At 71.8% G+C, this 23888-nt stretch carries 20 protein-coding genes and 1 riboswitch; of the genes, 8 read left to right on the forward strand and 12 right to left on the reverse strand.

The features are described from left to right. Positions 1-152 precede the first annotated feature (152 nt). The 5 genes from sucD to ACFXJ5_RS01915 form a co-directional block, all read right to left on the reverse strand. Complete coding sequence (gene sucD / locus ACFXJ5_RS01895) at positions 153-1037, reverse strand: succinate--CoA ligase subunit alpha (RefSeq protein WP_384625454.1); 885 nt, start codon at positions 1035-1037, stop codon at positions 153-155. Positions 1038-1058: 21 nt separating this feature from the next. After that, the gene (gene sucC, locus ACFXJ5_RS01900; RefSeq protein WP_384625456.1) at positions 1059-2234 is read right to left on the reverse strand and encodes an ADP-forming succinate--CoA ligase subunit beta; all 1176 of its coding nucleotides are present in this window, start codon (positions 2232-2234) and stop codon (positions 1059-1061) included. A gap of 276 nt (positions 2235-2510) precedes the next feature. Then, a complete protein-coding gene (locus ACFXJ5_RS01905) occupies positions 2511-3677 on the reverse strand; it encodes a VWA domain-containing protein (RefSeq protein WP_384625459.1) in 1167 nt (388 codons plus the stop codon). Further along, positions 3674-5932: a DUF5682 family protein gene (locus ACFXJ5_RS01910; protein WP_384625462.1), complete on the reverse strand. Its 2259-nt coding sequence runs from the start codon at positions 5930-5932 to the stop codon at positions 3674-3676. The genes ACFXJ5_RS01905 and ACFXJ5_RS01910 overlap by 4 nt, the downstream gene beginning before the upstream one ends. Next, positions 5929-7017: an AAA family ATPase gene (locus ACFXJ5_RS01915; RefSeq protein WP_384625464.1), complete on the reverse strand. Its 1089-nt coding sequence runs from the start codon at positions 7015-7017 to the stop codon at positions 5929-5931. Before ACFXJ5_RS01915 ends, ACFXJ5_RS01910 begins: the two co-directional genes overlap by 4 nt. A gap of 164 nt (positions 7018-7181) precedes the next feature. Between ACFXJ5_RS01915 and ACFXJ5_RS01920 the strand changes: the two genes are divergently transcribed. Both ACFXJ5_RS01920 and ACFXJ5_RS01925 read left to right on the forward strand, forming a co-directional pair. Then, positions 7182-8516 carry an SWIM zinc finger family protein gene (locus ACFXJ5_RS01920; protein ID WP_384625467.1) on the forward strand — a complete coding sequence of 445 codons (1335 nt, stop codon included), beginning with the start codon at positions 7182-7184 and terminating at the stop codon, positions 8514-8516. Between the two features lie 244 nt (positions 8517-8760). Beyond that, positions 8761-10260, forward strand: a complete 1500-nt coding sequence (locus ACFXJ5_RS01925; RefSeq protein ID WP_384625470.1) for a DUF5691 domain-containing protein — start codon at positions 8761-8763, stop codon at positions 10258-10260. 56 nt (positions 10261-10316) lie between these two features. Here the strand turns inward: ACFXJ5_RS01925 and ACFXJ5_RS01930 are convergent, their stop codons facing one another. Further along, positions 10317-10730, reverse strand: a complete 414-nt coding sequence (locus tag ACFXJ5_RS01930) for a cobalamin B12-binding domain-containing protein (RefSeq protein ID WP_384625472.1) — start codon at positions 10728-10730, stop codon at positions 10317-10319. Between the two features lie 251 nt (positions 10731-10981). Between ACFXJ5_RS01930 and ACFXJ5_RS01935 the strand changes: the two genes are divergently transcribed. Further along, on the forward strand, positions 10982-11806 hold the full coding sequence (locus ACFXJ5_RS01935; RefSeq protein ID WP_384625475.1) for an esterase/lipase family protein: 825 nt from the start codon (positions 10982-10984) through the stop codon (positions 11804-11806). A 144-nt stretch (positions 11807-11950) separates the two neighbouring features. Further along, positions 11951-13126 (forward strand): M23 family metallopeptidase, encoded by a 1176-nt coding sequence (locus ACFXJ5_RS01940; protein ID WP_384625477.1) that lies wholly within the window; start codon positions 11951-11953, stop codon positions 13124-13126. Between the two features lie 43 nt (positions 13127-13169). Here ACFXJ5_RS01940 and pcrA read toward each other — a convergent pair whose 3' ends face one another. Then, on the reverse strand, positions 13170-15608 hold the full coding sequence (gene pcrA, locus ACFXJ5_RS01945) for a DNA helicase PcrA (RefSeq protein ID WP_384625480.1): 2439 nt from the start codon (positions 15606-15608) through the stop codon (positions 13170-13172). Positions 15609-15783: 175 nt separating this feature from the next. Next, positions 15784-15955, forward strand: a riboswitch (cyclic di-AMP (ydaO/yuaA leader). 8 nt (positions 15956-15963) lie between these two features. On the opposite strand from pcrA, the gene ACFXJ5_RS01950 reads away from it, so the two are divergent. Beyond that, positions 15964-17058, forward strand: coding sequence for an NlpC/P60 family protein (locus ACFXJ5_RS01950; RefSeq protein WP_384625483.1), 1095 nt, complete (start codon positions 15964-15966; stop codon positions 17056-17058). A 61-nt stretch (positions 17059-17119) separates the two neighbouring features. Here the strand turns inward: ACFXJ5_RS01950 and ACFXJ5_RS01955 are convergent, their stop codons facing one another. Then, positions 17120-17473, reverse strand: coding sequence for a hypothetical protein (locus tag ACFXJ5_RS01955; protein WP_384625486.1), 354 nt, complete (start codon positions 17471-17473; stop codon positions 17120-17122). A gap of 345 nt (positions 17474-17818) precedes the next feature. Here ACFXJ5_RS01955 and ACFXJ5_RS01960 point away from each other — a divergent pair, with 345 nt between their 5' ends. After that, complete coding sequence (locus ACFXJ5_RS01960) at positions 17819-18871, forward strand: NlpC/P60 family protein (RefSeq protein ID WP_384625489.1); 1053 nt, start codon at positions 17819-17821, stop codon at positions 18869-18871. Here ACFXJ5_RS01960 and ACFXJ5_RS01965 read toward each other — a convergent pair. Continuing rightward, positions 18868-19566: a LuxR C-terminal-related transcriptional regulator gene (locus ACFXJ5_RS01965; RefSeq protein ID WP_384625492.1), complete on the reverse strand. Its 699-nt coding sequence runs from the start codon at positions 19564-19566 to the stop codon at positions 18868-18870. The genes ACFXJ5_RS01960 and ACFXJ5_RS01965 overlap by 4 nt on opposite strands. Then, positions 19563-20846, reverse strand: a complete 1284-nt coding sequence (locus ACFXJ5_RS01970) for a PspC domain-containing protein (RefSeq protein ID WP_384625495.1) — start codon at positions 20844-20846, stop codon at positions 19563-19565. Before ACFXJ5_RS01970 ends, ACFXJ5_RS01965 begins: the two co-directional genes overlap by 4 nt. A gap of 130 nt (positions 20847-20976) precedes the next feature. Here ACFXJ5_RS01970 and ACFXJ5_RS01975 point away from each other — a divergent pair, with 130 nt between their 5' ends. Together ACFXJ5_RS01975 and ACFXJ5_RS01980 are read left to right on the forward strand one after the other, a co-directional pair. After that, positions 20977-22236, forward strand: a complete 1260-nt coding sequence (locus tag ACFXJ5_RS01975) for a PspC domain-containing protein (RefSeq protein WP_384625497.1) — start codon at positions 20977-20979, stop codon at positions 22234-22236. Further along, positions 22233-22484, forward strand: a complete 252-nt coding sequence (locus ACFXJ5_RS01980; protein WP_384625500.1) for a hypothetical protein — start codon at positions 22233-22235, stop codon at positions 22482-22484. Before ACFXJ5_RS01975 ends, ACFXJ5_RS01980 begins: the two co-directional genes overlap by 4 nt. Here ACFXJ5_RS01980 and ACFXJ5_RS01985 read toward each other — a convergent pair. Next, a complete protein-coding gene (locus ACFXJ5_RS01985; protein WP_384625502.1) occupies positions 22425-22964 on the reverse strand; it encodes a DoxX family protein in 540 nt (179 codons plus the stop codon). The two genes, ACFXJ5_RS01980 and ACFXJ5_RS01985, sit on opposite strands and share 60 nt — an antisense overlap. A 111-nt stretch (positions 22965-23075) precedes the next feature. Next, on the reverse strand, positions 23076-23876 hold the full coding sequence (locus tag ACFXJ5_RS01990; protein WP_384625505.1) for a class II aldolase/adducin family protein: 801 nt from the start codon (positions 23874-23876) through the stop codon (positions 23076-23078). Between the last annotated feature and the right edge of the window lie 12 nt (positions 23877-23888).

A 23888-nucleotide genomic window follows, 5' to 3' on the forward strand; every position in this document is an offset into this window, starting at 1 on the left:
CGGGGGGCGGGTCGGGGGGGGGGGGGGGGGGTGGGGGGGGGGGGGGGGGGGGGCCGGGCGCCGGCGCGCGATCTGTGTTTTCCTTTACCCCTGGGGGGGGCCCCCGCCCCCCGGGGGCCCCCCCCCCCCCACCGCCGTGCGATGAGGCGTGGTCAGCCCTCGAGGATCGCGCGGGCGAGCCGCGCGGTCTCCGACGGGGTCTTGCCGACCTTGACGCCGGCGGCCTCCAGGGCCTCCTTCTTCGCCTGGGCGGTGCCCGACGAACCGGAGACGATGGCGCCCGCGTGGCCCATGGTCTTGCCCTCGGGGGCGGTGAAGCCCGCGACGTAGCCGACGACCGGCTTGGTCACGTTCTTGGCGATGAAGTCCGCCGCCCGCTCCTCCGCGTCGCCGCCGATCTCGCCGATCATGACGATCAGGTCGGTGTCGGGGTCGGCCTCGAAGGCCGCGAGCGCGTCGATGTGGGTGGTGCCGATGACCGGGTCGCCACCGATGCCGACGGCCGACGAGAAGCCGATGTCCCGCAGCTCGTACATCATCTGGTAGGTCAGCGTGCCGGACTTCGACACCAGACCGATACGGCCGGGCTTGGTGATGTCGCCCGGGATGATGCCGGCGTTGGACTGGCCGGGGGTGATCAGGCCGGGGCAGTTCGGACCGATGATGCGGGTCTTGTTGCCCTTGGACTTCGCGTACGCCCAGAAGGCGGCGGAGTCGTGAACCGCGATGCCCTCGGTGATGACGACCGCGAGGCCGATCTCGGCGTCGATCGCCTCGATGACGGCGGCCTTGGCGAAGGCCGGCGGCACGAAGAGGACGGAGACGTTGGCGCCGGTCTTCTCGATCGCCTCGGCGACCGTACCGAAGACGGGTACCTCGGTTCCGTCAAAGTCGACGGAGGTGCCCGCCTTGCGCGGGTTCACGCCGCCCACGATGTTGGTGCCGTCCGCGAGCATGAGCTTGGTGTGCTTCATGCCGGTGGAGCCGGTCATGCCCTGGACGATGACCTTGCTGTCCTTGGTGAGGAAGATAGCCATGGTTGTGGTTTCCCTCGTCCCTTACTTGGCCGCGGCCAGCTCGGCGGCCTTGTCGGCCGCGCCGTCCATGGTGTCCACGCGCTGCACGAGCGGGTGGTTGGCGTCGGAAAGGATCTTGCGACCCAGCTCCGCGTTGTTGCCGTCGAGACGGACGACGAGCGGCTTGGTGACCGCCTCGCCCTTGTCCGCGAGCAGCTGCAGGGCCTGGACGATGCCGTTGGCGACCTCGTCACAGGCGGTGATGCCACCGAAGACGTTGACGAAGACGGACTTGACGTCCGGGTCGCCGAGGATGATCTCGAGGCCGTTCGCCATGACCTGGGCGGAGGCGCCACCGCCGATGTCGAGGAAGTTGGCGGGCTTCACGCCGCCGTGCTCCTCACCGGCGTACGCGACGACGTCGAGGGTCGACATGACCAGACCCGCGCCGTTGCCGATGATGCCGACCTCGCCGTCGAGCTTGACGTAGTTGAGGTTCTTGGCCTTGGCCGCGGCCTCGAGCGGGTTCGCCGCTGCGTGGTCGACCAGCGCCTCGTGGTCGGGCTGACGGAACTCGGCGTTCTCGTCCAGGGAGACCTTGCCGTCGAGCGCGATGACCTTGCCGTCAGCGGTCTTGACCAGCGGGTTCACCTCGACGAGGAGGGCGTCCTCCTCGATGAAGACCTTCCACAGCGTCTTGAGGACGTCCACGATCTGGTCGTGCAGCTCGGGGGCGAACTTCGCCGCCTCGACGATCTCGCGGGCCTTGGCCTCGGTCACGCCCTCGATCGCGTCGACCGGGATCTTGGCGAGCGCCTCGGGGTTCTCCTCGGCGACGACCTCGATCTCCACGCCGCCCTCGACGGAGGCCATGGCCAGGAAGGTGCGGTTGGTGCGGTCCAGCAGGAAGGAGACGTAGTACTCCTCCACGATGTCGGCGGTCTGCGCCAGCATCACCTTGTGGACCGTGTGGCCCTTGATGTCCATGCCGAGGATCGCCTCGGCCTTGGCCACCGCGTCGGCCGGGTCGGCGGCCAGCTTCACGCCGCCGGCCTTGCCTCGGCCACCGACCTTCACCTGCGCCTTGACGACCGCGCGGCCGCCCAGACGCTCGGCCACCTCGCGCGCCGCCTCAGGCGTGTCGATGACTTCACCGGCCAGCACCGGTACACCGTGCTTGGCGAAGAGGTCCCTCGCCTGGTACTCGAACAGGTCCACGCGCGTCCGTCCTTGGTTATCGCGGGTTCGTCGTTGTCTGCGTGAGCGTGCCGCCACGGGGTCGTCGATGACGTCTTCGTACGATTTTCCTACGTTCGCACGGGGGGCGCACACGTCGGCCGAGCACGCGGCATGTCCGTCTCGCAGGTTATCCCCGTGTGGGGGGCACCGGTAAATCGCAGCTCACACGAGAGCGGTGAGAACAGTCACAGACCAGGCCGGTCAAGCCGAGGTGGCCGGTGTCAGGTGTGGCTTGTGTGCTGTCAGGTGCCGGTGTCAGGTGTCGCTGTCGGGCATCGGCAGCGGGCGCTTCTCGATGGCCGCCGCCATGATCTCCGGGAAGAGATCCGGTGTGCAGGCGAAGGCCGGCGCCCCGAGCGCGGCCAGGGCCGCCGCATGCTCCCGGTCGTAGGAGGGCGCGCCCTCGTCGGACAGCGCGAGCAGCGCAACGAACTGCACGCCGGCCGCCTTCATCGCCGCGACCCGCTTGAGCATCTCGTCGCGTATGCCGCCCTCGTACAGATCGCTGATCAGGACGACGACCGTCTCGGCGGGGCGCGTGATCAGCGACTGGCAGTACGCGAGGGCCCGGTTGATGTCGGTGCCGCCGCCGAGTTGGGTGCCGAAGAGCACGTCGACCGGGTCGTCGAGCCGGTCGGTCAGATCGACGACCGAGGTGTCGAAGACGACGAGTTTGGTGTCGATGCTCCGCATCGAGGCCAGCACCGCCCCGAAGACGGACGCGTAGACAACGGAGGCCGCCATCGAGCCGGACTGGTCGATGCACAGCACGACGTCCTTCTTCACCGCCTGCGAGGCCCTGCCGTAGCCGACCAGCCGCTCCGGCACGATCGTCCCGTGCTCGGGCAGGAAGTGCTTCAGATTGGCCCGGATCGTGCGGTCCCAGTCGATGTCGCGGTGCCGGGGGCGGTGCACGCGCGCCGAACGGTCCAGCGCCCCGGTCAGCGTCGCCCGCGTCCTGGTGGCGAGCTTCTTCTCCAGGTCGTCGACGACTTTCCGCACCACTGCGCGCGCGGTCTGCTTGGTGGTCTCCGGCATCGCCTTGTGCAGCGAGAGCAGTGTCCCGACCAGGTGGACGTCGGCCTCCACCGCCTCCAGCATCTCCGGCTCCAGCAGGAGCGCGGACAGGCCGAGCCGGTCGATGGCGTCTCGTTGCATCACCTGCACGACCGAGGTGGGGAAGTACGTCCTGATGTCCCCGAGCCAGCGGGCCACCTGCGGCGCCGACCCGCCGAGCCCCGCCGACCGCTCCCTGCCCGACGCGCCCGCGCCCTTCGGGTCGCTCCCGTACAGCGCGCCCAGCGTCCGGTCCATCGCGGCGTCCCGCCCGGCCAGTTCATGCCCGGTCCCGTCCGCCGGGCCGCCGCCGAGGACGAGCCGCCAGCGCCGCAGCCGTTCGCCGGCCGCCGTTTCGCCTGTCATGCCGTCAACTCCTCTTCCAACTCCTCTTCCCCCAGCAGCAACCGCAACGTCGGCAGCACCGCGTCCGCCCGCCCTTCGTCCAGCCCCGCCCCGAACCCGGCCGTCTCAGCGGCGCCGGGTGCCGTCCTGGTCCCCCTGCGCACCAGCTCGCCCACCGTCCTGCGCACCCCGGGCTCGAACTCGGCGAACGTCCGCCGCAGCAAGGGCAGTACGTCGTCGAAGGCGCTCGCCGGCACCGACGACAGCCAGCCGTCCACCAGCGCGAGCAGCCGTTCGTCATGGACGAGCAGCATGCCGCCGCCGGCGAGGAAGCCCTCCACCCAGCCGGCCGCGTCCTGCGGCTCCGTCCCCGGCGACAGCGCCAGCCCCATCAGCCGTGCCGCCTCCTCCCCCTCGAGCCGGCCCTCGTCCACCAGGAGCCGTGCCGCCGCCCCGCGCAGCACGCCGGGCACGCCCCGCTCGCGCTGCGCCAGCCCCCGCAGCACGGCCGTCCACCGCTCCCGCAGGGCGGTGTCGGACAGCAGGGCCACCGCGTGGTGGACCGCCCGCACATGCCCGCGCATCTCGTCCGCGCCGTCCGGGTCCAAGCCCCCGCAGGCCGGCGGCAGCCCGACGCATATCCGCTCGGCCAGACCGCGCGCGACCTCGTCGAGGGCGGCGGAAACCGTGCCCCGCACATCGCCGTAGCGCACGGCCCGTACGAGGGCCGGGAGCGCCGCCGCGAGGTGCGCGACATCCGCGTCCAGCGCGGCGCGGTCGGCCAGGACCCGCATGACCGTCGGCAGTGCGTCCGGCAGGCCGGCGAGCAGGCAGCGCTCGGCGAGCCCGGTGACCTCGGCCAAAGCCCGCGCGCCCACAGCCGCCTCCTCGGCCCTGGCGGTGGCAGCCGAGCCGACCGTGGTGCCCCAGATGCCGGCCTCGGCCACCTGAACCGCGAGTTCGGGCTCCCAGCGCAGCCGCCAGGTCTCGCGGAAGGTCCCGGTCCCGGAGCGGGACGGTATGAGCTCGCCCCAGCCGATGCCCAGGAGCCGCAGCCGGTGCAGCAGACGGCTGCGCCCCGCGTCGATCTCCTTCCGCAGGTCCAGCTCCACCTCCCGTTCCGCCGCCTCGGCTTTGATCCTCAGCCGGCGCTGCTCCCTCGCCAGGTCCCGGGCCAGCGGCACCGCCGGGGCGCCGTCCGGCACCTCGCCGAGGACGTCGCCGACGATCAGCCGGTCGCGTATGACCGCCAGCGGCACGTCGGACCCGTCGCACATCACGGCCCGGACCGCGTCGGTCGTCTCGGTCAGCCCGGCGAGCGGCCGGCCGCGCATCGCGGCGAGGGTGTCGGCCAGCCGCACCGCCTCGATGACGTGGGCCGACGACACCGGCAGGTCCTCCTCCCGCAGCAGCCCGGCGACCTTGGTCATCCAGCGGACGACCGGCCGGTCGGGGGCGGTGAACAGATGCCGGTACCAGCCGGGCGAGGCGATCCCGGCCCCGTATCCGCTCGCCCGCGACAGCCGGCGGTGCGTCCACGGCACCCAGGTGACCTCGGCCTTCACCTTCGGCAACCCCTTCAGCAGGCCCCGGTCGGCGGTGGCCGTGGTCGACGCGGCCAGCGCCGGGACATGCCACGCCCCGCACACCACCGCCACCCGCCCGTGGGCGCGCCGCGCCTCCCGTATCCGCAGCCGCATGTGCGCCTCGCGCGGCGCGTCCTGCGGGTGGCCCCCGTCCCCGTACGCCTCCCGCAGCGCCCCCATCGCCTCGCCGAGCGCCTCGAAGGCGGCCAGCGGGTCTCCGGCCGCGCGGTGCTCCACGGCGTCCTCCCACCAGCGCTCGGGGTCGTCGTACCCGGCCGTTTCGGCGAACACGGCGATCGGGTCCACCCGCGCGTCCGGGGCCAATTCCCCGGGGCCGTCGCCCTCCTCCCTCATCGCCAGCGAATGCGCCGCGGGGAGGTCGATGAAGCTCACCGGCACGTCTCTGGCCAGCGCCCAGCGGATCGCCGCCCACTCCGGCGAGAACTGCGCGAACGGCCAGAACCCGGCCCGCGACGGGTCGTCCACCGCGTGCGCCAGCAGCGCGACCGGGGGCCGCATGCCCTCGTCGGCCGCGAGCGCCACCACCGCGTCGGCCTCCGGCGGCCCCTCGATCAGCACGACGCCCGGCTCGTACTGGTCGAGGGCCGCCCGCACCGCCCGGGCGGACCCCGGCCCGTGGTGCCGCACGCCGAGCAGCGCGGTCGTCGTCGCGGTTGTCGTCGCGGTCATCGGGACACCTCACGGCAGGCCCGGTAGAAGTCCTTCCAGCCGTCCCGCTCGCGGACCACCGTCTCCAGGTACTCCTGCCACACCACCCGGTCCGCCGCCGGATCCCTGATCACCGCACCCAGCAGCCCGGCCGCGACGTCCCCCGCGCGCAGCACCCCGTCGCCGAAGTGGGCGGCCAGGGCGAGGCCGTTGGTCACCACGGAGATCGCCTCGGCCGTGGACAGCGTCCCGGAGGGTGACTTCACCTTCGTACGGCCGTCGGCGGTCACTCCGCCGCGCAGCTCACGGAACACCGTGACGACCCGGCGGATCTCCTCCGTGCCCTCCGGCAGCACCGGAAGCTCCAGCGAGCGCCCGAGCTGGCCGACCCGCCGCGAGACGATGTCGACCTCGTCCTCCACCGAGGCGGGCAGTGGCAGTACGACGGTGTTGAAGCGGCGGCGCAGCGCGCTGGACAGGTCGTTGACCCCACGGTCGCGGTCGTTGGCGGTGGCGATGAGGTTGAAGCCGCGCACAGCCTGCGTCTCGCCTCCCAACTCCGGTATCGGTAGGGTCTTCTCGGACAGGATCGTGATCAGGGAGTCCTGCACGTCGGCCGGGATCCGGGTCAGCTCCTCCACCCGCGCGATCCGGCCCTCGGCCATCGCCCGCATGACCGGGCTCGGCACGAGCGCGTCCCGGCTCGGCCCGTTGGTGAGCAACTGCGCGTAGTTCCAGCCGTAGCGGATGGCCTCCTCGGGGGTGCCGGCCGTGCCCTGGACCAGGAGTGTGGAATCACCGCTGACCGCCGCCGCCAGATGCTCCGACACCCAGGTCTTGGCCGTGCCCGGCACGCCGAGCAGCAACAGCGCCCGGTCCGTGGCGAGGGTCGTGACCGCGACCTCGACGATCCGCCGCGGCCCCACGTACTTGGGTGTGATGACGGTGCCGTCGGGCAGCGTCCCGCCGAGCAGATAGGTGGCGACCGCCCACGGCGACAGATTCCAGCGGGCCGGGCGCGGCCGATCGTCGGCGGCCGCGAGGGCCTTGAGCTCATGGGCGAACGCGTCCTCGGCATGCGGCCGGAGCGTGGTGTCGTCGGACATGAGTATCCCCCTGTTTCTCGCACGTCGGATGGAACGGACGATCCGTCAGCCCCCGGGGATCTCCGTGGCTTCCACCATGCATCACGCCACTGACAATCGACCTCGACCGGAGAAGAAGGCCAGGTCAGGGCCGGTTGTCAGTGCCCGCCCCTAGCGTTGCGGGCATGGAGGAAGAGGGACAGCAACGGTGGACGGCGGACCAGGTTCTGGCACTGGCCCCTGACGACTCGTCACGCAAGGCCGGGGCCGGACTCGCGGCGCCCGCGTCCTGGTCCGGCACGGCCACGGCGGGCCCGGCGGTGTGGGGACTGTGCGCGGGCAGCGGCAGCAACCCGTACCGCACGGTCATAGACACGGCAGGGCCCGGCTACAAGTGCAGCTGCCCGAGCCGCAAGTTCCCCTGCAAGCACGCGCTCGGGCTGCTGCTGCTGTGGTCGGGCGGCGCGGTCGGCTCCGACGCGCCGCCCGAGCCCGACAGCCGGCCCGACTGGGTGGCCGAGTGGCTCGACGCCCGCCGCGCCCGCGAGCGGGAGGCCCAGGACCGCCCCGCCACGGGGGCCGTCGCCGACCCGGCCGCCGCCCGGCAGCGGGCCGAGCGCCGGGCCCAGCGGGTCGCCGCCGGCGCCGCCGAGCTCGACAGGCGGCTCGCCGATCTGCTCCGGGGCGGCCTGGCCGGCGCGGAACGCGAGGGCTACCAGCGCTGGGACGAGGTCGCCGCCCGCATGGTCGACGCCCAGGCCCCCGGCCTGGCCTCGCGCGTACGGGAGTTGGGCGGCGTCGTCGGCGCGGGCGGCGACTGGCCTTCGACACTGCTGGAGGAGGCCTCGCTGCTCCACCTGCTCACCCAGGGCTACGCCCGCCAGGACCGCCTCCCGGCCCCGCTGGCCGCCACCGTCCGCACCCGGATCGGCTTCACAAGCGCGCCCGGGTCACCGGCCGTCCGGGACCGCTGGCTCGTCCTGGCCCAACACGACTCGTCCGACGACCGGCTGACGACCCGTCGCATCTGGCTGCACGGCGAGGCCACGGCACACGCCGCCCTGCTCCTGTCCTTCGGCGCGGCCGGGCGCGCCCCCGAACTGGCTCTCCCGGTCGGCCTCTCCCTCGACGCCGACCTCGCCTTCCACGCCGCCGCGAGCCCGCTCCGCGCCACCTTGGGCACGTCGTACGGCACCCCCGCCCCCGGGCCCGTCCCGCCCGGCACCGCCGTCGGCCCCGCCCTCGCCTCCTACGGCGACGCCCTCGCCCACGACCCCTGGCTCGACGCCTGGCCCGTCGTCCTCTCCGGCGTCGTCCCCATACCCGCCCCCACGGGCTGGCAGCTGGCAGACACCGACGGCTCCGCCGCCCTCCCGCTCATCCCGCGCGCCCCCGCCGCCTTCTGGCGCCTCGCCTCCGTCTCCGGCGGCCACCCCCTCACCGTCTTCGGCGAGCTCGGCCACCGCGGCTTCCAGCCCCTCACCGCGTGGGGTGCCGATGCGGTGCCGGTGCCGCTGTGAGGCGGGCCGATGCGCCTCGGCCGCAGCGTGGTCGCGGCTCGTAGGCGGCTGCGGCCAGGTGGCCGGTTTGTGCCCACCCGTTCCGCCACTGCGGAACGCCTGCCCACAAACCGGTGAGGACCCGGAACCCCGCCTGCAGTCGCCTACGGCGGGCCACCACCGACAGGTGGACCCGCACCTTGCCCACTGAGCCGCTCGGGTGGCTGCGGGTGGGAAAACCCCACAACGAACGGAGAGGCGAACGATGACCTGGAACGACCTCGTCGGCACCGCACTCCTCGGCACAGACCGGCGCGGCGGCGAGCCGGCCGCGCTGCTGGCCGAGGCGGCGGCCGAGACCGTACGACGGCGGGCGGGGCTGCGCCCGGCGGAGGCGGGGCCGCGCCCCAGGCCGGCGCAGCCGGACCCGCGCACGCCGCTGCCGGAGGCCGCCAGAAGGCGGCTGGGCCTGCTCCTGGCCGACCGTAAGGGCAGCGGCACCGGCGGAGTCGGCCGCAGGCGCAGCGCCGAGCCGAACCTCGGGGAGCTGCTGCCGCAGTGGCTGGCGGCGGCGAATGCCAAGGGGTACGCGGCTCCGCCGGAGCTGCTGCCGGCGCTGCTGGACGCGGCCCGGGCCCGTACGGACCTGCGCGGCGACGCGCTCACGCTGGCCGGCCCCCGGGCCCTGTGGCTGGCGGAGCTGAATCCGGACTGGCGGTTCGCACTGCGCGCCGGCGCCACCGGCCTGGAGCCGACCACCGAGAAGTGGGAGGAGGGCCTGTTCACGGAGCGCGTCGCGCTGCTCGGACGGCTCCGGGCCCGCGACCCGGAGCAGGGGCTGGCTCTGTTGCGTGGCACCTGGGCGACGGAGCGGGCGGAGGACCGGCTGATGTTCGTGGACGCGCTGCGCGACGGGCTGTCCCCGGCGGACGAGCCGTTCCTGGAGCAGGCGCTGTCCGACCGCAGCCGCAATGTCCGGGCCACGGCCGCCGAGCTGCTGTCCGCGCTGCCCGGCTCGGCCCTCGCCACCCGGATGGCGGACCGGGCCCGCAGCTGCGTGGCCCTGGCCCCGGAGGCCGACCGCATCACCGTCGAGGCGCCGTACGCCTGCGATGCCGCGATGGAGCGGGACGGCATCCTGCCGGTTCCCCCGGCGGGGCGTGGGGAGCGGGCGTGGTGGTTCGGGCAGCTGGTGGACGCGACGCCACTCGCGACCTGGCGGGGGCGCTTCGGTGGCCGCACGCCGGAGCAGATCATCGCGCTGCCCGTGGCCGACGAATGGCAGGGCGACCTGCACGCGGCCTGGTGCCGGGCGGCCGTACGGCAGCGGGACGCTGCCTGGGCGCGGGCGCTGCTGGGGCAGGCGCCGATCGGGGACCCGGCGAAGCTGCTGGCGGTGCTCCCGGAGGGGGAGCGCGCGGACTGGGTCGCCGGGTTCATCGACTCGCACGGGCTGTCCGAGGCCTTCCAGATGCTCGCCGTGTGCGCGGTGCCCTGGGCGGAGCCGCTGGGCAGGGCGGTGGTCGACGCCCTCGACATCGCACGGGACGCGGGCAGCTACCCGTGGAGCTTCAGCGGCGTCATGGGCCTGGCCGAGCGCTGCCTCGACCCCGGCGAGGCCGACCGCGCCACCCCGCTCACGGCCATACCGGACGAGCCCGCCGACGCGACGCCCGGAGCCGGCACGTATTGGGCCGAGGCCTTCCAGCGCCTCGTCGGCACGCTCAGGCTCCGCGCCGTGATGCTCGGCGAGCTGTCCGCATGAGGACCATCAAGGCCATGAGGGCCATGACCGCCATGACGACCTGAGGACCGTGAGGACTACGCCCCGGCGGGCTGCCGCACATTCGCCCGGACCCACTCCACGGCGGCCGTGGTCGGCGTCCCGGGGGTGAAGATCTCCGCGACGCCGATCGCCTTGAGCGGCGCGATGTCCGCCTCGGGGATGATGCCGCCGCCGAAGACCTGGATGTCGGCCGCGTCACGCTCCCGGAGGAGGTCGATGACCTTGGCGAAGAGCGTCATGTGGGCGCCGGAAAGGATCGAGAGCCCGATCGCGTCCGCGTCCTCCTGGATCGCGGTGTCGACGATCTGCTCGGGCGTCTGGTGCAGGCCGGTGTAGATGACCTCCATGCCGGCGTCCCGCAGGGCCCGCGCGATGACCTTGGCCCCGCGGTCATGGCCGTCGAGCCCCGGTTTGGCCACCACCACGCGGATCGGACCGGACACTCCCATCACTGCCTCCATGGACGATTCCAGCGCTCAGCGGGCCCAAGCGTGAACGAACGTTATCGCCAGCATCCCGTACCGGACAGTTTTACAACGCGCAGCGAGGGGGAAATCACATAGTGGGACACGAAACATGTTGGCAACGCGTTGGGCCCGCAGACGGCTCCCGTTCGGACGGGAGCCCGGCGCGGGCTCGAGCGTTCTTCGGCACACGGGGGACAGGGACAGTTCCCGGCGTGCCGCACGGGAGGTAGGCCATGGACGTCCTGTCTTTCGGAGCCGGGGATCGCCTGCTGCGTCACGCGGCGTACCTACGAGCCGCCGCCGTCGAGATCGCCATACTGACCGGTCATCTCTTCCTCTACCCGACCGGGATCCTCCAGGAGCGCGAGCTTCTGCAGGCCGAGGAGGAGCTCGGCCCGGACGAACCGACCCGCATCCCCACCGCAGGGGTCGCGCACCCGCCCGTTCTCCTCATGCACGGCTTTGCGGACAACCGTTCGGTGTTCGCACTGCTCCGCCGCTTTCTCCGGCGGAATGGCTGGACCCACGTCCAGGCGCTGAACTACTCCCCCCTCACCTGTGACATCCGCGCCGCCGCCGCCCTGCTCGGCCGCCACATCGAACACGTCTGCGAGCGCACCGGTCACACCCAGGTGGACATCGTCGGCCACAGCCTCGGCGGCCTGATCGCGCGCTACTACGTCCAGTGCCTCGGCGGCGACGCCCACGTCCGCACCATCGTCACCCTCGGCACCCCGCACACGGGGACGCGGGCCGCGCCTCTCCTCAACCCGCATCCGATCGTCCGGCAAATGCGGCCGAATTCCGAACTCATGGACGAACTGGCAAAACCCGCCCCCGGCTGCACCACCCGCTTTGTCGCTTTCTGGAGCGACCTGGACGAAATGATGAATCCCGTCGAATCGGCTCGCCTCGACCATCCGGATCTCATCGCCCGAAATGTGCACATCGCTGGAATCGGACATGTGACCATGCCCGTCCACGCGGCCATCGCGGCCGGGATCCGGGAGGCACTGGTGGGCGAGGAGCTTGCCTCCGGCGCAGCTGACGCGGCCTGACAGGCACAGAAACGTCCCAGCTCCTCGAAACCGTATCGAACACAATGCATTGCGGGCCATGAAACCTGCCGAAGATTGTCCCGTCGCCCACAGGGGGGATACAGTCGCCGCTAATTCTCCTGCTGCCGAGGCGAAAGAGAAGCGGTGAACGATCCCGACTACACCACTTACGGGTACGACAGCGGCTACTCGACCGCCTCGTACCAGACCGTGGGTGCCGTGTATGCGGACGACCCACTCTTCGGGGCGATGCCCCAGGATCCCGGCGGTTACCCGGACAACGGCTACGCCCAGAACTGGGACAGCGGCGCGTACCAGGCCTACCCCGAGTACCAGCAGTACCAGCAGTATCCGCAGTACGCGTACCCCCAGTACGCCGAGCAGTACATCGCGCCCGCGCCCGATATCCAGGTGCACTACGAACCGGAACCGCATCCGGCGCCCGAGCCCGAGTACGCGTACGAGCCCCCCGAAACCCGGCTCGACCCCGCGCCGGAACCGGAGCCGGCACGAGAGCCGGAGGCCGAGCACGAGCCCCACCCCGAGCCGGAAGTACTGCTGACGCCCGGCGCGGCGTCCCCCGGCTCCCGCAGCGCGAACCGCAACCGGCGCCGCCGCCCCGCGAAGCGCTCCGCGCTGCTCACGGTCGCCGTCCCGTCGGTCGCCGTCATGGGCGTCGCGGCCTGCGCAGCCGCCACCGTGACCAGCAGCAGCGCCGGCTCCGGCACCACGAACACCCAGGCCGACGCCGCCACCAGCACCGTCACCACCAAGCTCGACCAGCAGCTGGCCGGGGTCAGCCGGGACGCGGACGACTTCGCGGACCGCGCCAGCCGCACCCAGGAGCGGATCGACCTCAAGGAACGCCAGGCGGCGGAAAAGAAGAAAAAGGAAGAGGAGGCCGCCGCCAAGGAGGCCGCCCGCCCCAAATATCTGCTCCCGGTGACGCAGAAGGGCCTCAGCGCCTACTTCGGCCAGGCCGGCGTCAACTGGATGTCGGTCCACACCGGCATCGACTTCCCGGTCAGCTACGGAACCCCCGTGATGGCCGCGACCGACGGCACCGTCCGCACGCAGTGGAACAGCGCGTACGGCAACATGGCCATAGTGACCTCCCCCGACGGCACCGAGACCTGGTACTGCCACCTCAGCAGCACCAAGATCCGGTCCGGGTCGGTCAAGGCCGGCGACGTCATCGCCTACTCCGGCAACTCCGGAAACTCCACCGGCCCGCACCTCCACTTCGAGGTACGCCCCAACGGCGGCGCCGCCATCGACCCGCTGCAGTGGCTGCTCAACAAGGGCCTCGACCCCCGCTGAGCCAGCCCCAGCCGAACCCGAACGGCAAGAGCCACAGCCAGGGCTAGAGCTTCTCCACCGGCGCATACCGCAGCAGCAGCCGCTTCGGCTTCTCCTCGCCGAAGTCGACCGTAGCCTCCGCCGAGTCCCCGGCGCCCTTCACCCCGACGACCGTGCCCAGCCCGAAGGTGTCGTGCGTGACCCGGTCGCCCACCGCCAGCGCCACCACCGGACGGTCCTTGGCGACCCGGCGCGTGGCGAAGCCGCTCGGGCCGCCCTTCGACCGGGACGACGAGAAGATCCCCGAGGCGGCGGCCGCCGACGCCGCGGCGGAAGCCGAGGGAGCCGACGAGCCACCGGTGCGCTTCCACTCGATCAGCGTCTCCGGGATCTCCTCCAGGAAGCGCGACGGCGGGTTGTACGAGGGCTGGCCCCAGGCGCTGCGCATCGTGGACCGGGTGACGTAGAGCCGCTCCCGTGCCCGCGTGATGCCGACGTATGCCAGCCGGCGCTCCTCCTCGAGCTCCTTGGCCTGGCCGAGGGAGCGCATATGGGGGAAGACGCCGTCCTCCATGCCCGTCAGGAAGACGACGGGGAACTCCAGGCCCTTCGCCGTGTGCAGCGTCATCAGCGTTATGACACCGCCACCGTCCCCCTCCTCTCCGTCGGGGATCTGGTCGGAGTCGGCGACCAGTGCGACCTGCTCCAGGAAGTCCGCCAGTGTGCCCGGCTGCTCCTCCGTGCGGTCCTGCTCGAACTCCAGGGCCACGGCGGCAAGTTCCTGGAGGTTCTCCACCCGGGTCTCGTCCTGGGGGTCCGTGGACGCCTGGAGCTCCGCCAGATAGCCCGTACGCTCCAGCACCGCCTCCAGCACGGTCGCGGGGCCCGCCCCGGACTCCACGATCGTCCGCAGTTCCTCCAGCAGCTCGTTGAACCGCTTCACCGCGTTCGCCGACCGGGCCGCCATGCCGTACGCCTCGTCGACCCGCCGCAGCGCGGCCGCGAAGGAGATCTTCTCCCGCAGCGCCAGCGCCTCCAGCATGGCCTCCGCGCGGTCACCGATGCCGCGCTTGGGCACGTTCAGGATCCGCCGCAGCGGGACGGTGTCCTCGGGGTTCGCGAGCACCCGCAGATAGGCGAGGACGTCACGGACTTCCTTGCGCTCGTAGAAGCGCACGCCGCCGACGACCTTGTACGGCAGGCCGACCCGGATGAACACTTCCTCGAAGACACGGGACTGGGCGTTCGTCCGGTAGAAGACGGCCACATCGCCGGGCTTCGCGTCCCCGGCGTCGGTGAGCCGGTCGATCTCCTCGGCGATGTACTGCGCCTCGTCGTGCTCCTGGTCGGCGACATAGCCGGTGATGACCGGGCCGTCGCCGGCCTCCGTCCACAGGTTCTTCGGGCGCCGCGAGGCGTTCCGCTCGATGACCGCGTTGGCCGCCGTCAGGATCGTCTGTGTGGAGCGGTAGTTCTGCTCCAGCAGGATCGTCCGGGCTTGCGGATAGTCCTCCTCGAACTGGAGGATGTTACGGATGGTGGCCCCGCGGAAGGCGTAGATCGACTGGTCCGCGTCACCCACCACACACAACTCGGCGGCCTCGTCGCCGGTCCCCACCAGCTCGCGCACCAGCGTGTACTGGGCGTGGTTGGTGTCCTGGTACTCGTCGACCAGCACATGGCGGAAGCGCCGCCGGTAGTGCTCGGCGACGTCGGGGAAGGCCTGGAGCAGGTGGACGGTGGTCATGATGATGTCGTCGAAGTCCAGTGCGTTGGCCTCGCGCAGCCGCGACTGGTAGAGCACATAGGCCTCGGCGAGCTTCTTCTCGAACGGGTTCTCCGCCTGGCCGGCGAAGGTCTCCTCGTCGATGAGCTCGTTCTTCAGGTTCGAGATCTTGGCGCTGAAGGACTTCGGCGGGTACTGCTTCGGGTCGAGGTCCAGATCCCGGCAGACCAGCGCCATCAGCCGCTTGGAGTCGGCGCCGTCGTAGATGGAGAAGCTGGAGGTGAAGCCGAGCCGCTTGCTCTCCCGCCGCAGGATCCGTACGCAGGCGCTGTGGAAGGTCATCACCCACATCGCGTTCGCGCGCGGGCCGACGAGCTGCTCGACGCGCTCCTTCATCTCACCGGCGGCCTTGTTGGTGAAGGTGATCGCCAGGATCTCGCCCGGGTGCACATGCCGGGTGGCCAGCAGGTGGGCGATGCGGTGGGTCAGGACGCGGGTCTTGCCCGAGCCGGCGCCCGCGACGATGAGCAGCGGGGCGCCCGCGTGCTCGACGGCGGCGCGCTGCTGCTCGTTCAGCCCTTCGAGCAGCGCGGCGGCGTCCACGACCGGGCGGTGGGCGCCGTCCCGGTAGTACGCGTCCCGGTGCACGGGCGCGTCGAAACGGCCGCCGAAGAGGTCGTGCGGGACCTGCTCCGGGACGTGGTCCTCGGGCGGCGGCGGGGACGCGTCGGTCGGCTCGAGGTCGGCCAGGAAGCTGTCGTCAAAGAGGCTGCTCATCGCCTCCCGAGTCTAGGCGGTAGCGCTGACAGCGACCGACGGTTCCTGTGCGTAAGGTAAAAGGTCACGAATCGGTTTCGGGATAAATCGAACATCAGCCTTCCCAAGCGCCACTCGGGTTGATTACGGTTCCGCATCAGGCGGCCCGCCCTCCCGGCGGCGACCGTGCCGTCACGGGCCGCCTTCGCTGAGTCCGGCGCGAGCCGGAGCCGGGGACCCACGTACGACGACCTTGGGGTGAATCGGTCCGCGAGTACGGGTGCGGGAACGCACACGTACGGACCGTAGGGCGGCCTTCCGATGCCCGAACCCGACAGCTAACCCGGTAAGCGGTCAACGGAAGGAGCCGCCTGCCTTGGCGACCCACCGCAAGCCCCGCAACGGCATACTCACCGCCCCCGGTCCGCGTGCGGCCGTGGGGCTCACGACCGCCGCACTGGCGACGGTCACCCTCTTCGGGGAGAGCGCGAGCGCGGCGCCGAGCACCGGCAGCAGCACGGCCTCCATCAAGAAGGTCCAGGCGAGCGTCAACAAGCTCTACCAGCAGGCCGAGGTCGCCACCGAGCGCTACAACGCGGCCAAGGACAAGACCGACAAGCAGCGCACCACCGCCGACAAGCTGCTGGACGAGGTCTCCCGCAAGACCGCCAAGCTCAACGCCACCCGGGACCAGCTCGGCGAGTTCGCCGCCGCCCAGTACCGCACCGGCGGCCTGGACGCCACGACCACGTACCTCCTGGCCAACGACCCGCAGCAGCTGCTCGACAACGCCCACGTCATGCAGCAGATGTCCGGCCGCACCGAGGCGGCCCTGGAGACCTTCCGCACCCAGCAGATCGAGATCGCCCAGGAACGCAGCAAGGCCGTCACGAGCCTGCAGAAGCTGGACGACTCGCAGCAGGAGCTGAGCAAGCAGAAGCTGGCCGTCCAGAAGAAGCTGACCACCGCGCAGAAGCTGCTCAACAGCCTCACGGCCAAGGAGAAGGCCCGGCTCGCGGCCATCCAGAAGGCGGCGGACGCGGCAGCCGCGCGGAAGGCCGCGGCAGCCAGCACGTCCACGTCCACATCCACCTCGACGAGCACCACCAGCAGCGGATACGCCGCCAAGGCCGCCAAGGCGATCGCCTTCGCCAGGTCCAAGCTCGGGGTGCCCTACGTCTACGGCGCCACCGGCCCCAACTCCTACGACTGCTCGGGCCTCACCCAGGCCGCCTGGGCCGCCGCAGGGGTCTCGATCCCGCGCGTCGCCAGCGCCCAGTACAGCTACGGCACCAAGATCACAGCCGCCGATCTACAGCCCGGCGACCTGGTCTTCTTCTACTCCGGCATCTCCCACGTCGGCCTCTACATCGGCGGCGGCGAGATGATCCACGCCCCGCACACCGGCACCGTCGTCAAGATCGCGCCGATCAGCGAGATGCCGATCGCCGGCTACGCGCGGATGGCCTGAGCAGCCCGCGGAACCAAGGAATCCGAAGGAATCCCGGGGAATCCCGGGGAATCCCGGGGAATCAGGTCCACAGGACGGCAATGAAGATGTTGGCGACGGTCAGGGCACCCACCGTGCCGAAGACCGCCGCCGGCTGCCGCTCCTCGTCGCGCTTGACGTAGACCAGGCCGAGGATCACCACCAGGAAGGCCAGCTTCACGCCGATCTTGATGTTGTTCACCGGCTGGTCGTCAGCTTGGTTCAGGCCGACGAGGAGGGCGCCCGTCACCAGCATCGTCAGCGCGCCGTGCAGCATCGCGGGGACGAAGCGGGCCTCGCCGCGTCCCATGGCCTTGAGCTGGGTGACGAAGCCGCCGAGGAGTGCGGCGATGCCGATGATGTGGAGGCCGACGACGAAGTGAATGAGTACGTCCATGGCACAGGACCCTAACCACGCCCTCCGGCCACTCCTGTAGCAGCCCCTCCGACCCGGTTGGGCCTCAACCGCCACATCGGTCACAGAGAGGCGGAAAGCATCCGGGTCACCCGTCGAACAGCGGTCATCTCCGGTCAGCTCCCGGCCGAATCGGAGCAGTCCCGCTCTCCTCACCGCTTCCGGGTGACAGTCAGGTTTAGCGTCCTCCTCCAGGTGGCCGATCCCCACGCCGGCGAGTCAGCGCCGGCCCGGTCGCCCCCGCCGAGGATCCGGCGGCGGTCGCTCCCCGTGCGGCCGTCGCCGGATCGCGTCGTCGGCGGGCCGAGGAAGGGAGTGAAGGCGTCCGTGGCGTCGCACCGAAGGCCCAAGCAGCGTTCGTTCACCGGCTCCACCGCACGCACCGCGGCCACGATCGCCATAGCCGGCGCCGCGTCCGTCACGATGTTCGGCGAGACCGGCCAGGCCGAACCCCGGCTCACCACCGAGCAGGCCAAGGCCAAGGTGGACAGCCTCTACGCGGAGGCGGAGGCCGCCACCCAGCAGTACGACGGCGCCAAGGAGAAGGCCGACACCGCCCGTACCCGGATCGCGGACCTCCAGGACGAACTCGCCCGCAAGACCGACCGCCTCAACACCACACGGGACCGCCTCGGCTCCATCGCCACCGCCCAGTACCGCTCGGGCGGCATCGACCCCGCCGTACAACTGGCCCTCGACTCCAGCCCCGAGGACTACCTGGCGCGGGCCGAGTTCGTGGACCAGCTCAGCGGCCGCCAGTCCGCCGCCCTGCGGACGCTCGCCACCGAGCAGCGCGAGATCAAGCAGGTACGCATCGAGGCCGACGACAGGCTCGCCACCCTGCGCGGCGCGCAGAACGAGCTCCGCACCCACAAGCGCACCATCGAGGCCAAGCTCCAGGCCGCCAAGGAGGTCCTGGACCGCCTCAGCGCCCCCGAGCGCGCCGCCGTCACCGCCGACGGCTCCGCTGCCCGCGCGGGCCGCGCCTCCGACCGTACGGCCCTGTCCGGCGACGACCCGGCCGCCCCCTCCGAACGGGCCGCCCGAGCCGTCTCCTTCGCCTACGGCGCCCTCGGCCTGCCGTACGTCTGGGGCGCCACCGGCCCCTCCGCGTACGACTGTTCAGGCCTCACCCAGGCCGCCTGGGGCGCCGCCGGCGTCTCCCTCCCCCGCACCACGTACACCCAGATCAACGCGGGCACGCGCGTCTCACGCTCCCAACTGCAGCCCGGCGACCTGGTGTTCTTCTACTCGGGGGTCAGCCATGTCGGCCTCTACATCGGCAACGGCCAGATGATCCACGCCCCGCACCCCGGCTCGCCGGTCCGCATCGCCCCGATCGACCAGATGCCCTTCGCGGGGGCGACGCGGCCCGCCTAGACCAGGCGTCGGGCAGTGGCCCAACGGGTCAGCTCGTGGCGGTTGGACAGCTGGAGCTTGCGAAGGACGGCGGACACATGACTCTCGACCGTCTTCACCGAGATGTAGAGCTGCTTGGCGACTTCCTTGTACGCGTAGCCGCGCGCGATGAGCCGCAGCACCTCACGCTCGCGCTGGGTGAGGCGGTCCAGGTCCTCGTCGACGGGCGGGGCGTCGGTGGAGGCGAAGGCGTCGAGGACGAAGCCGGCGAGGCGGGGGGAGAAGACGGCGTCGCCGTCGGAGACGCGGAAGACGGAGTTGACGAGGTCGGGGCCGGTGATGGTCTTGGTGACGTACCCCCGGGCGCCGCCGCGGATGACGCCGATGACGTCCTCGGCGGCGTCGGATACCGACAGGGCCAGGAAGCGCACCGGGTGCGCGGCGTCGGCCATCAACGGGGCGCAGCGCTTGAGGACTTCGACGCCTCCGCCGCCCGGGAGGTGGACGTCGAGCAGCACCACGTCGGGGCGGGTGGCGGTGACGACGGTGACCGCCTGGTCGACGTCGGCGGCCTCCCCGACCACGTCGACGCCGGTGCGCTCGGTCTCGCCGATCTCGGCCTGGACGCCGGTACGGAACATCCGGTGGTCGTCGACCAGTACGACCCGGACGCGCCGTTCTTCCGTCGTATCCGTCGTACCTGTCGTATCCGTCATGACGACCTCTCCATTTCGAGCTCCACTTCCGTGCCCCCGCCCGGAGCGGAGCGCAGCCGCGCCTCGCCGCCGTTGCGCCGCATGCGGCCGATGATCGATTCCCGGACGCCCATGCGGTCGTCCGGCACCGCGTCCAGGTCGAAGCCGGGGCCCCGGTCGCGTACGGATACGAAGACCTTGCTCTCCTCGACCTCCGCGTACACCTGAACCGGCTCGTCCCCACCGTACTTGGCCGCGTTGACCATCGCCTCGCGCGCGGCCTGCATCTGGGCGCCGAGCCGTTCGTCCAGGGGGCAGTCGCCGACGCAGACCACCTCGACCGGCACGCCGTGGGCGTCCTCGACCTCGGCGGCGGCCCTGCGGACGGCGTCGGCGAGGGTGGTGGGCTCGTCGTCCTTGCCGTTTCCTTCGGGCCGGTAGAGCCAGGCGCGTAACTCCCGTTCCTGGGCGCGGGCGAGCTTGGCGACCTCGCGGGGGTCGTCGGCGTTGCGCTGGATCAGGGTCAGGGTGTGCAGGACGGAGTCGTGGACGTGGGCGGCGACCTCGGCGCGCTCCTGGGCGCGGATGCGCTCGCGGCGCTCCAGGGAGAGGTCCTGGGTCATCCGTACGAGATAGGGCCCGGTGATCAGCGCGACGCCGACCAGCACCGCGAGCGCCGCCTGCAGGATGGTGCCGAGGTGGCTGGCGGACCCCCGGACGACCAGGAAGCCGGTGACGCCGACGCCGACCAGGATGACGCCGGCCGCGCCGCGCGCCAGCGGCAGGAACCGCTTGCCGCGGCTCATCTCGACCCAGCGGGCCCGGCGGGCGTTGTCGGCCTGGCGCCAGACGAGGGCGACGCCGAGGCCGATGAGGAGCAGGGGCCAGATGTAGGCGTTGGCGCGGCCGAGGTTGAGGCTGTCGAGAAGGATGCCGAAGCCGATGGCCAGGGCGATGAGGGCGATGATCTGGCCCTTGTCGGGGCGGCGGCCGGCCAGCCAGGAGCGGGCGTCGCGCGGCTCCTTGGCCTCGGCGGGGTTGACGCCGCCGACACCGAGCGGGACGACGAACCAGAAGATCGCGTAGAGCAGGATGCCGAGCCCATGGATGGTGGCCAGGAAGACGAAGACCACCCGCACCCAGGCCACCGGCAACGACAGATGGCCGGCCAGGCCACGGGCGACGCCGCCGACCATGCGGCCCTCGGAGCTTCGGTAGAGCTTGCGCACGGCAGGCGCGGGCGGCTCCTGGAGGAACGAGGCCCCTGAGACCCCGGTCGGCGGGCTGGCGGCTGGCGGCATGCCCCGATCGTCACACGCCGGGCATCCGTTCGGCATCAGGGTTGCCCCGGACTGTTGGTCAGGGAGGCTCAGGGGAGGTCCAGGGTTGTGCCGGGTGCCGTGGCGGGGCCCGGGCCGCCACCATAGGGGCATGACGGAACAGACCACCGAGCCGGTCACCGACGCGCCGCCCGCCCGGCGGCTCGTACGCAGCCGCGACCGGAAGGTGATCGCCGGTGTCTGCGAGGGCGCCGGGCGGTACTTCGACATCGACCCGGTGGTGTTCCGGGTGGTGCTCGGCGTGCTCGCGCTGACCGGGGGCCTCGGCCTGGTCGCGTACGGCGTCGTATGGCTGCTGGTGCCGGTGGAGGGGGCCGAGCGGGGGGAGAGCGAGGCGCACCGGCTGCTGTCCGGCCGGGTCGAGGGCACGGCGCTGACGGCGGTCCTGGTGACCCTGGTCGGCTGCGGCCTCTTCCTGTCGATGCTGGGCAGCGCGGGCAACCAGGCCTTCTCGCTGGTCCTGCTGGCCGCCCTGGCCGGCGCCGTCTACTGGTCGCAGACCAAGGGCCGCGCCGCCGGTCCTGCCGCCCCGCCCGCCCCCCCTGCGCCGCCCGCCGCCCAGCCGCCGCCTGCGCCGGCCACCGCCTCGTGGTGGCGGGAGCCGCTCACCAAGGACGCGCCGGGCGCCCAGGGCTACGCCTGGGGCCCCGACGACACCCCGTACGAGGACGACGCGAGCCGGCGCGCGGCCTGGCGCGAGCGGCGCCGGGCCGCCCGGCGCCGCGAGGGACCGATGTTCGGCGGGACGCTGTTCCTCCTCGCGGCGGCGGCCGCCGCGACCGGGATGGCGACCGCCTGGGACTCCCGGCCGCTCGGTACCAGCCTGGAGATCGGCTTCGGGGCGGCGCTGGCCGTCCTCGGCCTGGGCTTCGTCGTCAGTACGTGGTGGGGGCGGCTCGGCGGCGGCACGGTCTTCTGGGCGGTGGTGGTGACGGGGCTGCTGGTGGCCTCCGCCGCATTGCCCAAGTCCATCGGCACCCGCTGGGCGGACCGGACATGGGCGCCCACGACGGCGACGGCGGTGCTGCCCTCGTACGAACTGGGCTCGGGCCGGGCGAATCTCGACCTGAGTGCGGTCGAGCCGGGCGGCAAGACCAAAACGGTGAAGACCAGGATCGAGCTCGGCGCGGGTCAGATCAATGTCACCGTGCCGAAGAACGTCACCGTGAAGTTGCATGTCAAGGTCGGTGTCGGCGACATCCAGCTGCCCGGCGTGTCGGGCCGGGACGTCAATGTGAACCCCGGGCAGGACCGTAGGGTCTCGCTCGGTCCGGCCGACGGGCTCACGTCCGCGGGCACGATGCAGCTCGACGTCGAGCTCGGCCTCGGACAGGTGAGGGTGCTCCGATGAAGCGGCACGGTTTCGACCCGGCGGCCCTGCTCGCGGGCCTGGTCCTGCTCGCCCTCGCGGCGGCCTTCCTCCTCGACGCCTCCGGCGCCTGGCGGATCACCGCGCAGCGCTCCGTGCCGCTCGCGGCCGGCGGGCTGGCGCTGGCCGCGATCGGCGCCCTGGTCAGCAGGGCCGTACGGGGGCGGCGCTCAGTACCTCCTGCGGCGCCGGGCGCGGGCCCGGGCGATGGAAGCGTCGACGGACAGTAGTGGGGCGCCGGCGAGGACCAGCGGGAGCCAGGCCATCAGGTAGATGAGGTCGTTGCCGTAGTAGTACGGCTGCGTCGCCCAGCTCACCGTCAGCCACAGGCTCAGGGAGATCAGCGCCCCGCCGAGGGCCGCGATCCTGGCGAACAGGCCGAGCAGCGTGCCGATGCCGACCGCGATCTCACCGAAGGCGATGGCGTAGCCGAAGGCGTGCGGATTCTTCAGGGCGAGGTCGATCATGGCCGGGATCGCGGCACTGCCACGGACCCCGTTCAGGGTGCCGACCAGCGAGCCGGGTGCGGAGTCGGTGAAGAACGTGCTGCTGGTGAGCTTGTCGAGGCCCGCGTACACGAAGGTCACGCCCAGGAAGATCCGCAACGGCAGCAGCGAATACCGCCGCGCGGCGTCCCGCCAGGGGCCCTGGCTCCGCTCCGCGTCTCTCGCGCCCGCCGTTCCCGTGCCTGAAATGCCGGTCACACTCATGACCTTCCGCCTCTCTCACGCTCTGCTCCACCAACCGCCAAAACGATTCTTCTCTGTTCGGCAGCCCTAGTTGTGCATACGTGCGCGAACCCGGCCCGGTTCAGCACTTCGTCAGTCGAATATGTCGGTTTCCGCCCGGACAATGCGCTCATACATGGGCTGGTAGTTGATCCAGGCCACCAGGTCGTTCCCGATCTGGTCCCGGGTCCGCACCGCATGGTCATGGCCGATCACCACCGGCTTGCCGGCCGCCTTCGCCGCGAGCTGCGTCCCGCAGGCCCGCTCCATGGTGATGAACCACCACGCGGCCGCGTCGACCGAGTCCCCGACCGTCAGCAGTCCGTGATTCCGCAGGATGACCGCCTTGTGCAGGCCCACCGCCTCGGCGATACGGCGGGCTTCCTCCTCGTCGACGATCACGCCCGTGTACTCGTCGAACAGGGCATGGTCCTCGTAGAAGGCGCACACGTCCTGGGTGATCGGCTCCAGCAACTCCCCCAGCGTCGAGAACGTCCGGCCGTGCAGGGAATGGCAGTGCGCCACGGCGACCACATCCGGGCGGGCGCTGTGCACCTGCGCGTGGATCGCGAACGCGGCCTGGTTGACATGGTGCCCGCCCTCGACCACCTGCCCCGCGCTGTTGGCCAGCACCAGGTCGCCGACCCGGACATGGGCGAAGGGCACCCCGAACGGGTTGACCCAGAAATGGTCCGCGAACTCCGGGTCGCGGGCGGTGATGTGGCCGGACACCCCCTCGTCGTACCCGAACTGGCCGAACAGGCGCAGCGCGGCGGCCAGCCGCTCCTGGCGATGGCGGCGCTCCTCGGCGACGTCCGCGAAGGTCGGCGGCAGCGCGAAGTGCAGGCGCTCCGTGGGTATGGGCTGCGGCGGCATCGGCGAGGTGTCGGTCATGGCGCGGAAGTT

Source organism: Streptomyces sp. NPDC059373 (assembly GCF_042751495.1).
Classification (GTDB): Bacteria; Actinomycetota; Actinomycetes; order Streptomycetales; family Streptomycetaceae; genus Actinacidiphila.

Excerpts from the sequence above, each read along its gene's own strand:
- sucD (WP_384625454.1), bottom strand. The coding sequence starts at position 1,037 with ATGGCTATCTTCCTCACCAAGGACAGCAAGGTCATCGTCCAGGGCATG.
- ACFXJ5_RS01905 (WP_384625459.1), bottom strand. The coding sequence starts at position 3,677 with ATGACAGGCGAAACGGCGGCCGGCGAACGGCTGCGGCGCTGGCGGCTC.
- ACFXJ5_RS01910 (WP_384625462.1), bottom strand. The coding sequence starts at position 5,932 with ATGACCGCGACGACAACCGCGACGACGACCGCGCTGCTCGGCGTGCGG.
- ACFXJ5_RS01915 (WP_384625464.1), bottom strand. The coding sequence starts at position 7,017 with ATGTCCGACGACACCACGCTCCGGCCGCATGCCGAGGACGCGTTCGCC.
- ACFXJ5_RS01920 (WP_384625467.1), top strand. The coding sequence starts at position 7,182 with ATGGAGGAAGAGGGACAGCAACGGTGGACGGCGGACCAGGTTCTGGCA.
- ACFXJ5_RS01925 (WP_384625470.1), top strand. The coding sequence starts at position 8,761 with ATGACCTGGAACGACCTCGTCGGCACCGCACTCCTCGGCACAGACCGG.
- ACFXJ5_RS01930 (WP_384625472.1), bottom strand. The coding sequence starts at position 10,730 with ATGGGAGTGTCCGGTCCGATCCGCGTGGTGGTGGCCAAACCGGGGCTC.
- ACFXJ5_RS01935 (WP_384625475.1), top strand. The coding sequence starts at position 10,982 with ATGGACGTCCTGTCTTTCGGAGCCGGGGATCGCCTGCTGCGTCACGCG.
- pcrA (WP_384625480.1), bottom strand. The coding sequence starts at position 15,608 with ATGAGCAGCCTCTTTGACGACAGCTTCCTGGCCGACCTCGAGCCGACC.
- ACFXJ5_RS01955 (WP_384625486.1), bottom strand. The coding sequence starts at position 17,473 with ATGGACGTACTCATTCACTTCGTCGTCGGCCTCCACATCATCGGCATC.
- ACFXJ5_RS01965 (WP_384625492.1), bottom strand. The coding sequence starts at position 19,566 with ATGACGGATACGACAGGTACGACGGATACGACGGAAGAACGGCGCGTC.
- ACFXJ5_RS01970 (WP_384625495.1), bottom strand. The coding sequence starts at position 20,846 with ATGCCGCCAGCCGCCAGCCCGCCGACCGGGGTCTCAGGGGCCTCGTTC.
- ACFXJ5_RS01975 (WP_384625497.1), top strand. The coding sequence starts at position 20,977 with ATGACGGAACAGACCACCGAGCCGGTCACCGACGCGCCGCCCGCCCGG.
- ACFXJ5_RS01980 (WP_384625500.1), top strand. The coding sequence starts at position 22,233 with ATGAAGCGGCACGGTTTCGACCCGGCGGCCCTGCTCGCGGGCCTGGTC.
- ACFXJ5_RS01985 (WP_384625502.1), bottom strand. The coding sequence starts at position 22,964 with ATGAGTGTGACCGGCATTTCAGGCACGGGAACGGCGGGCGCGAGAGAC.
- ACFXJ5_RS01990 (WP_384625505.1), bottom strand. The coding sequence starts at position 23,876 with ATGACCGACACCTCGCCGATGCCGCCGCAGCCCATACCCACGGAGCGC.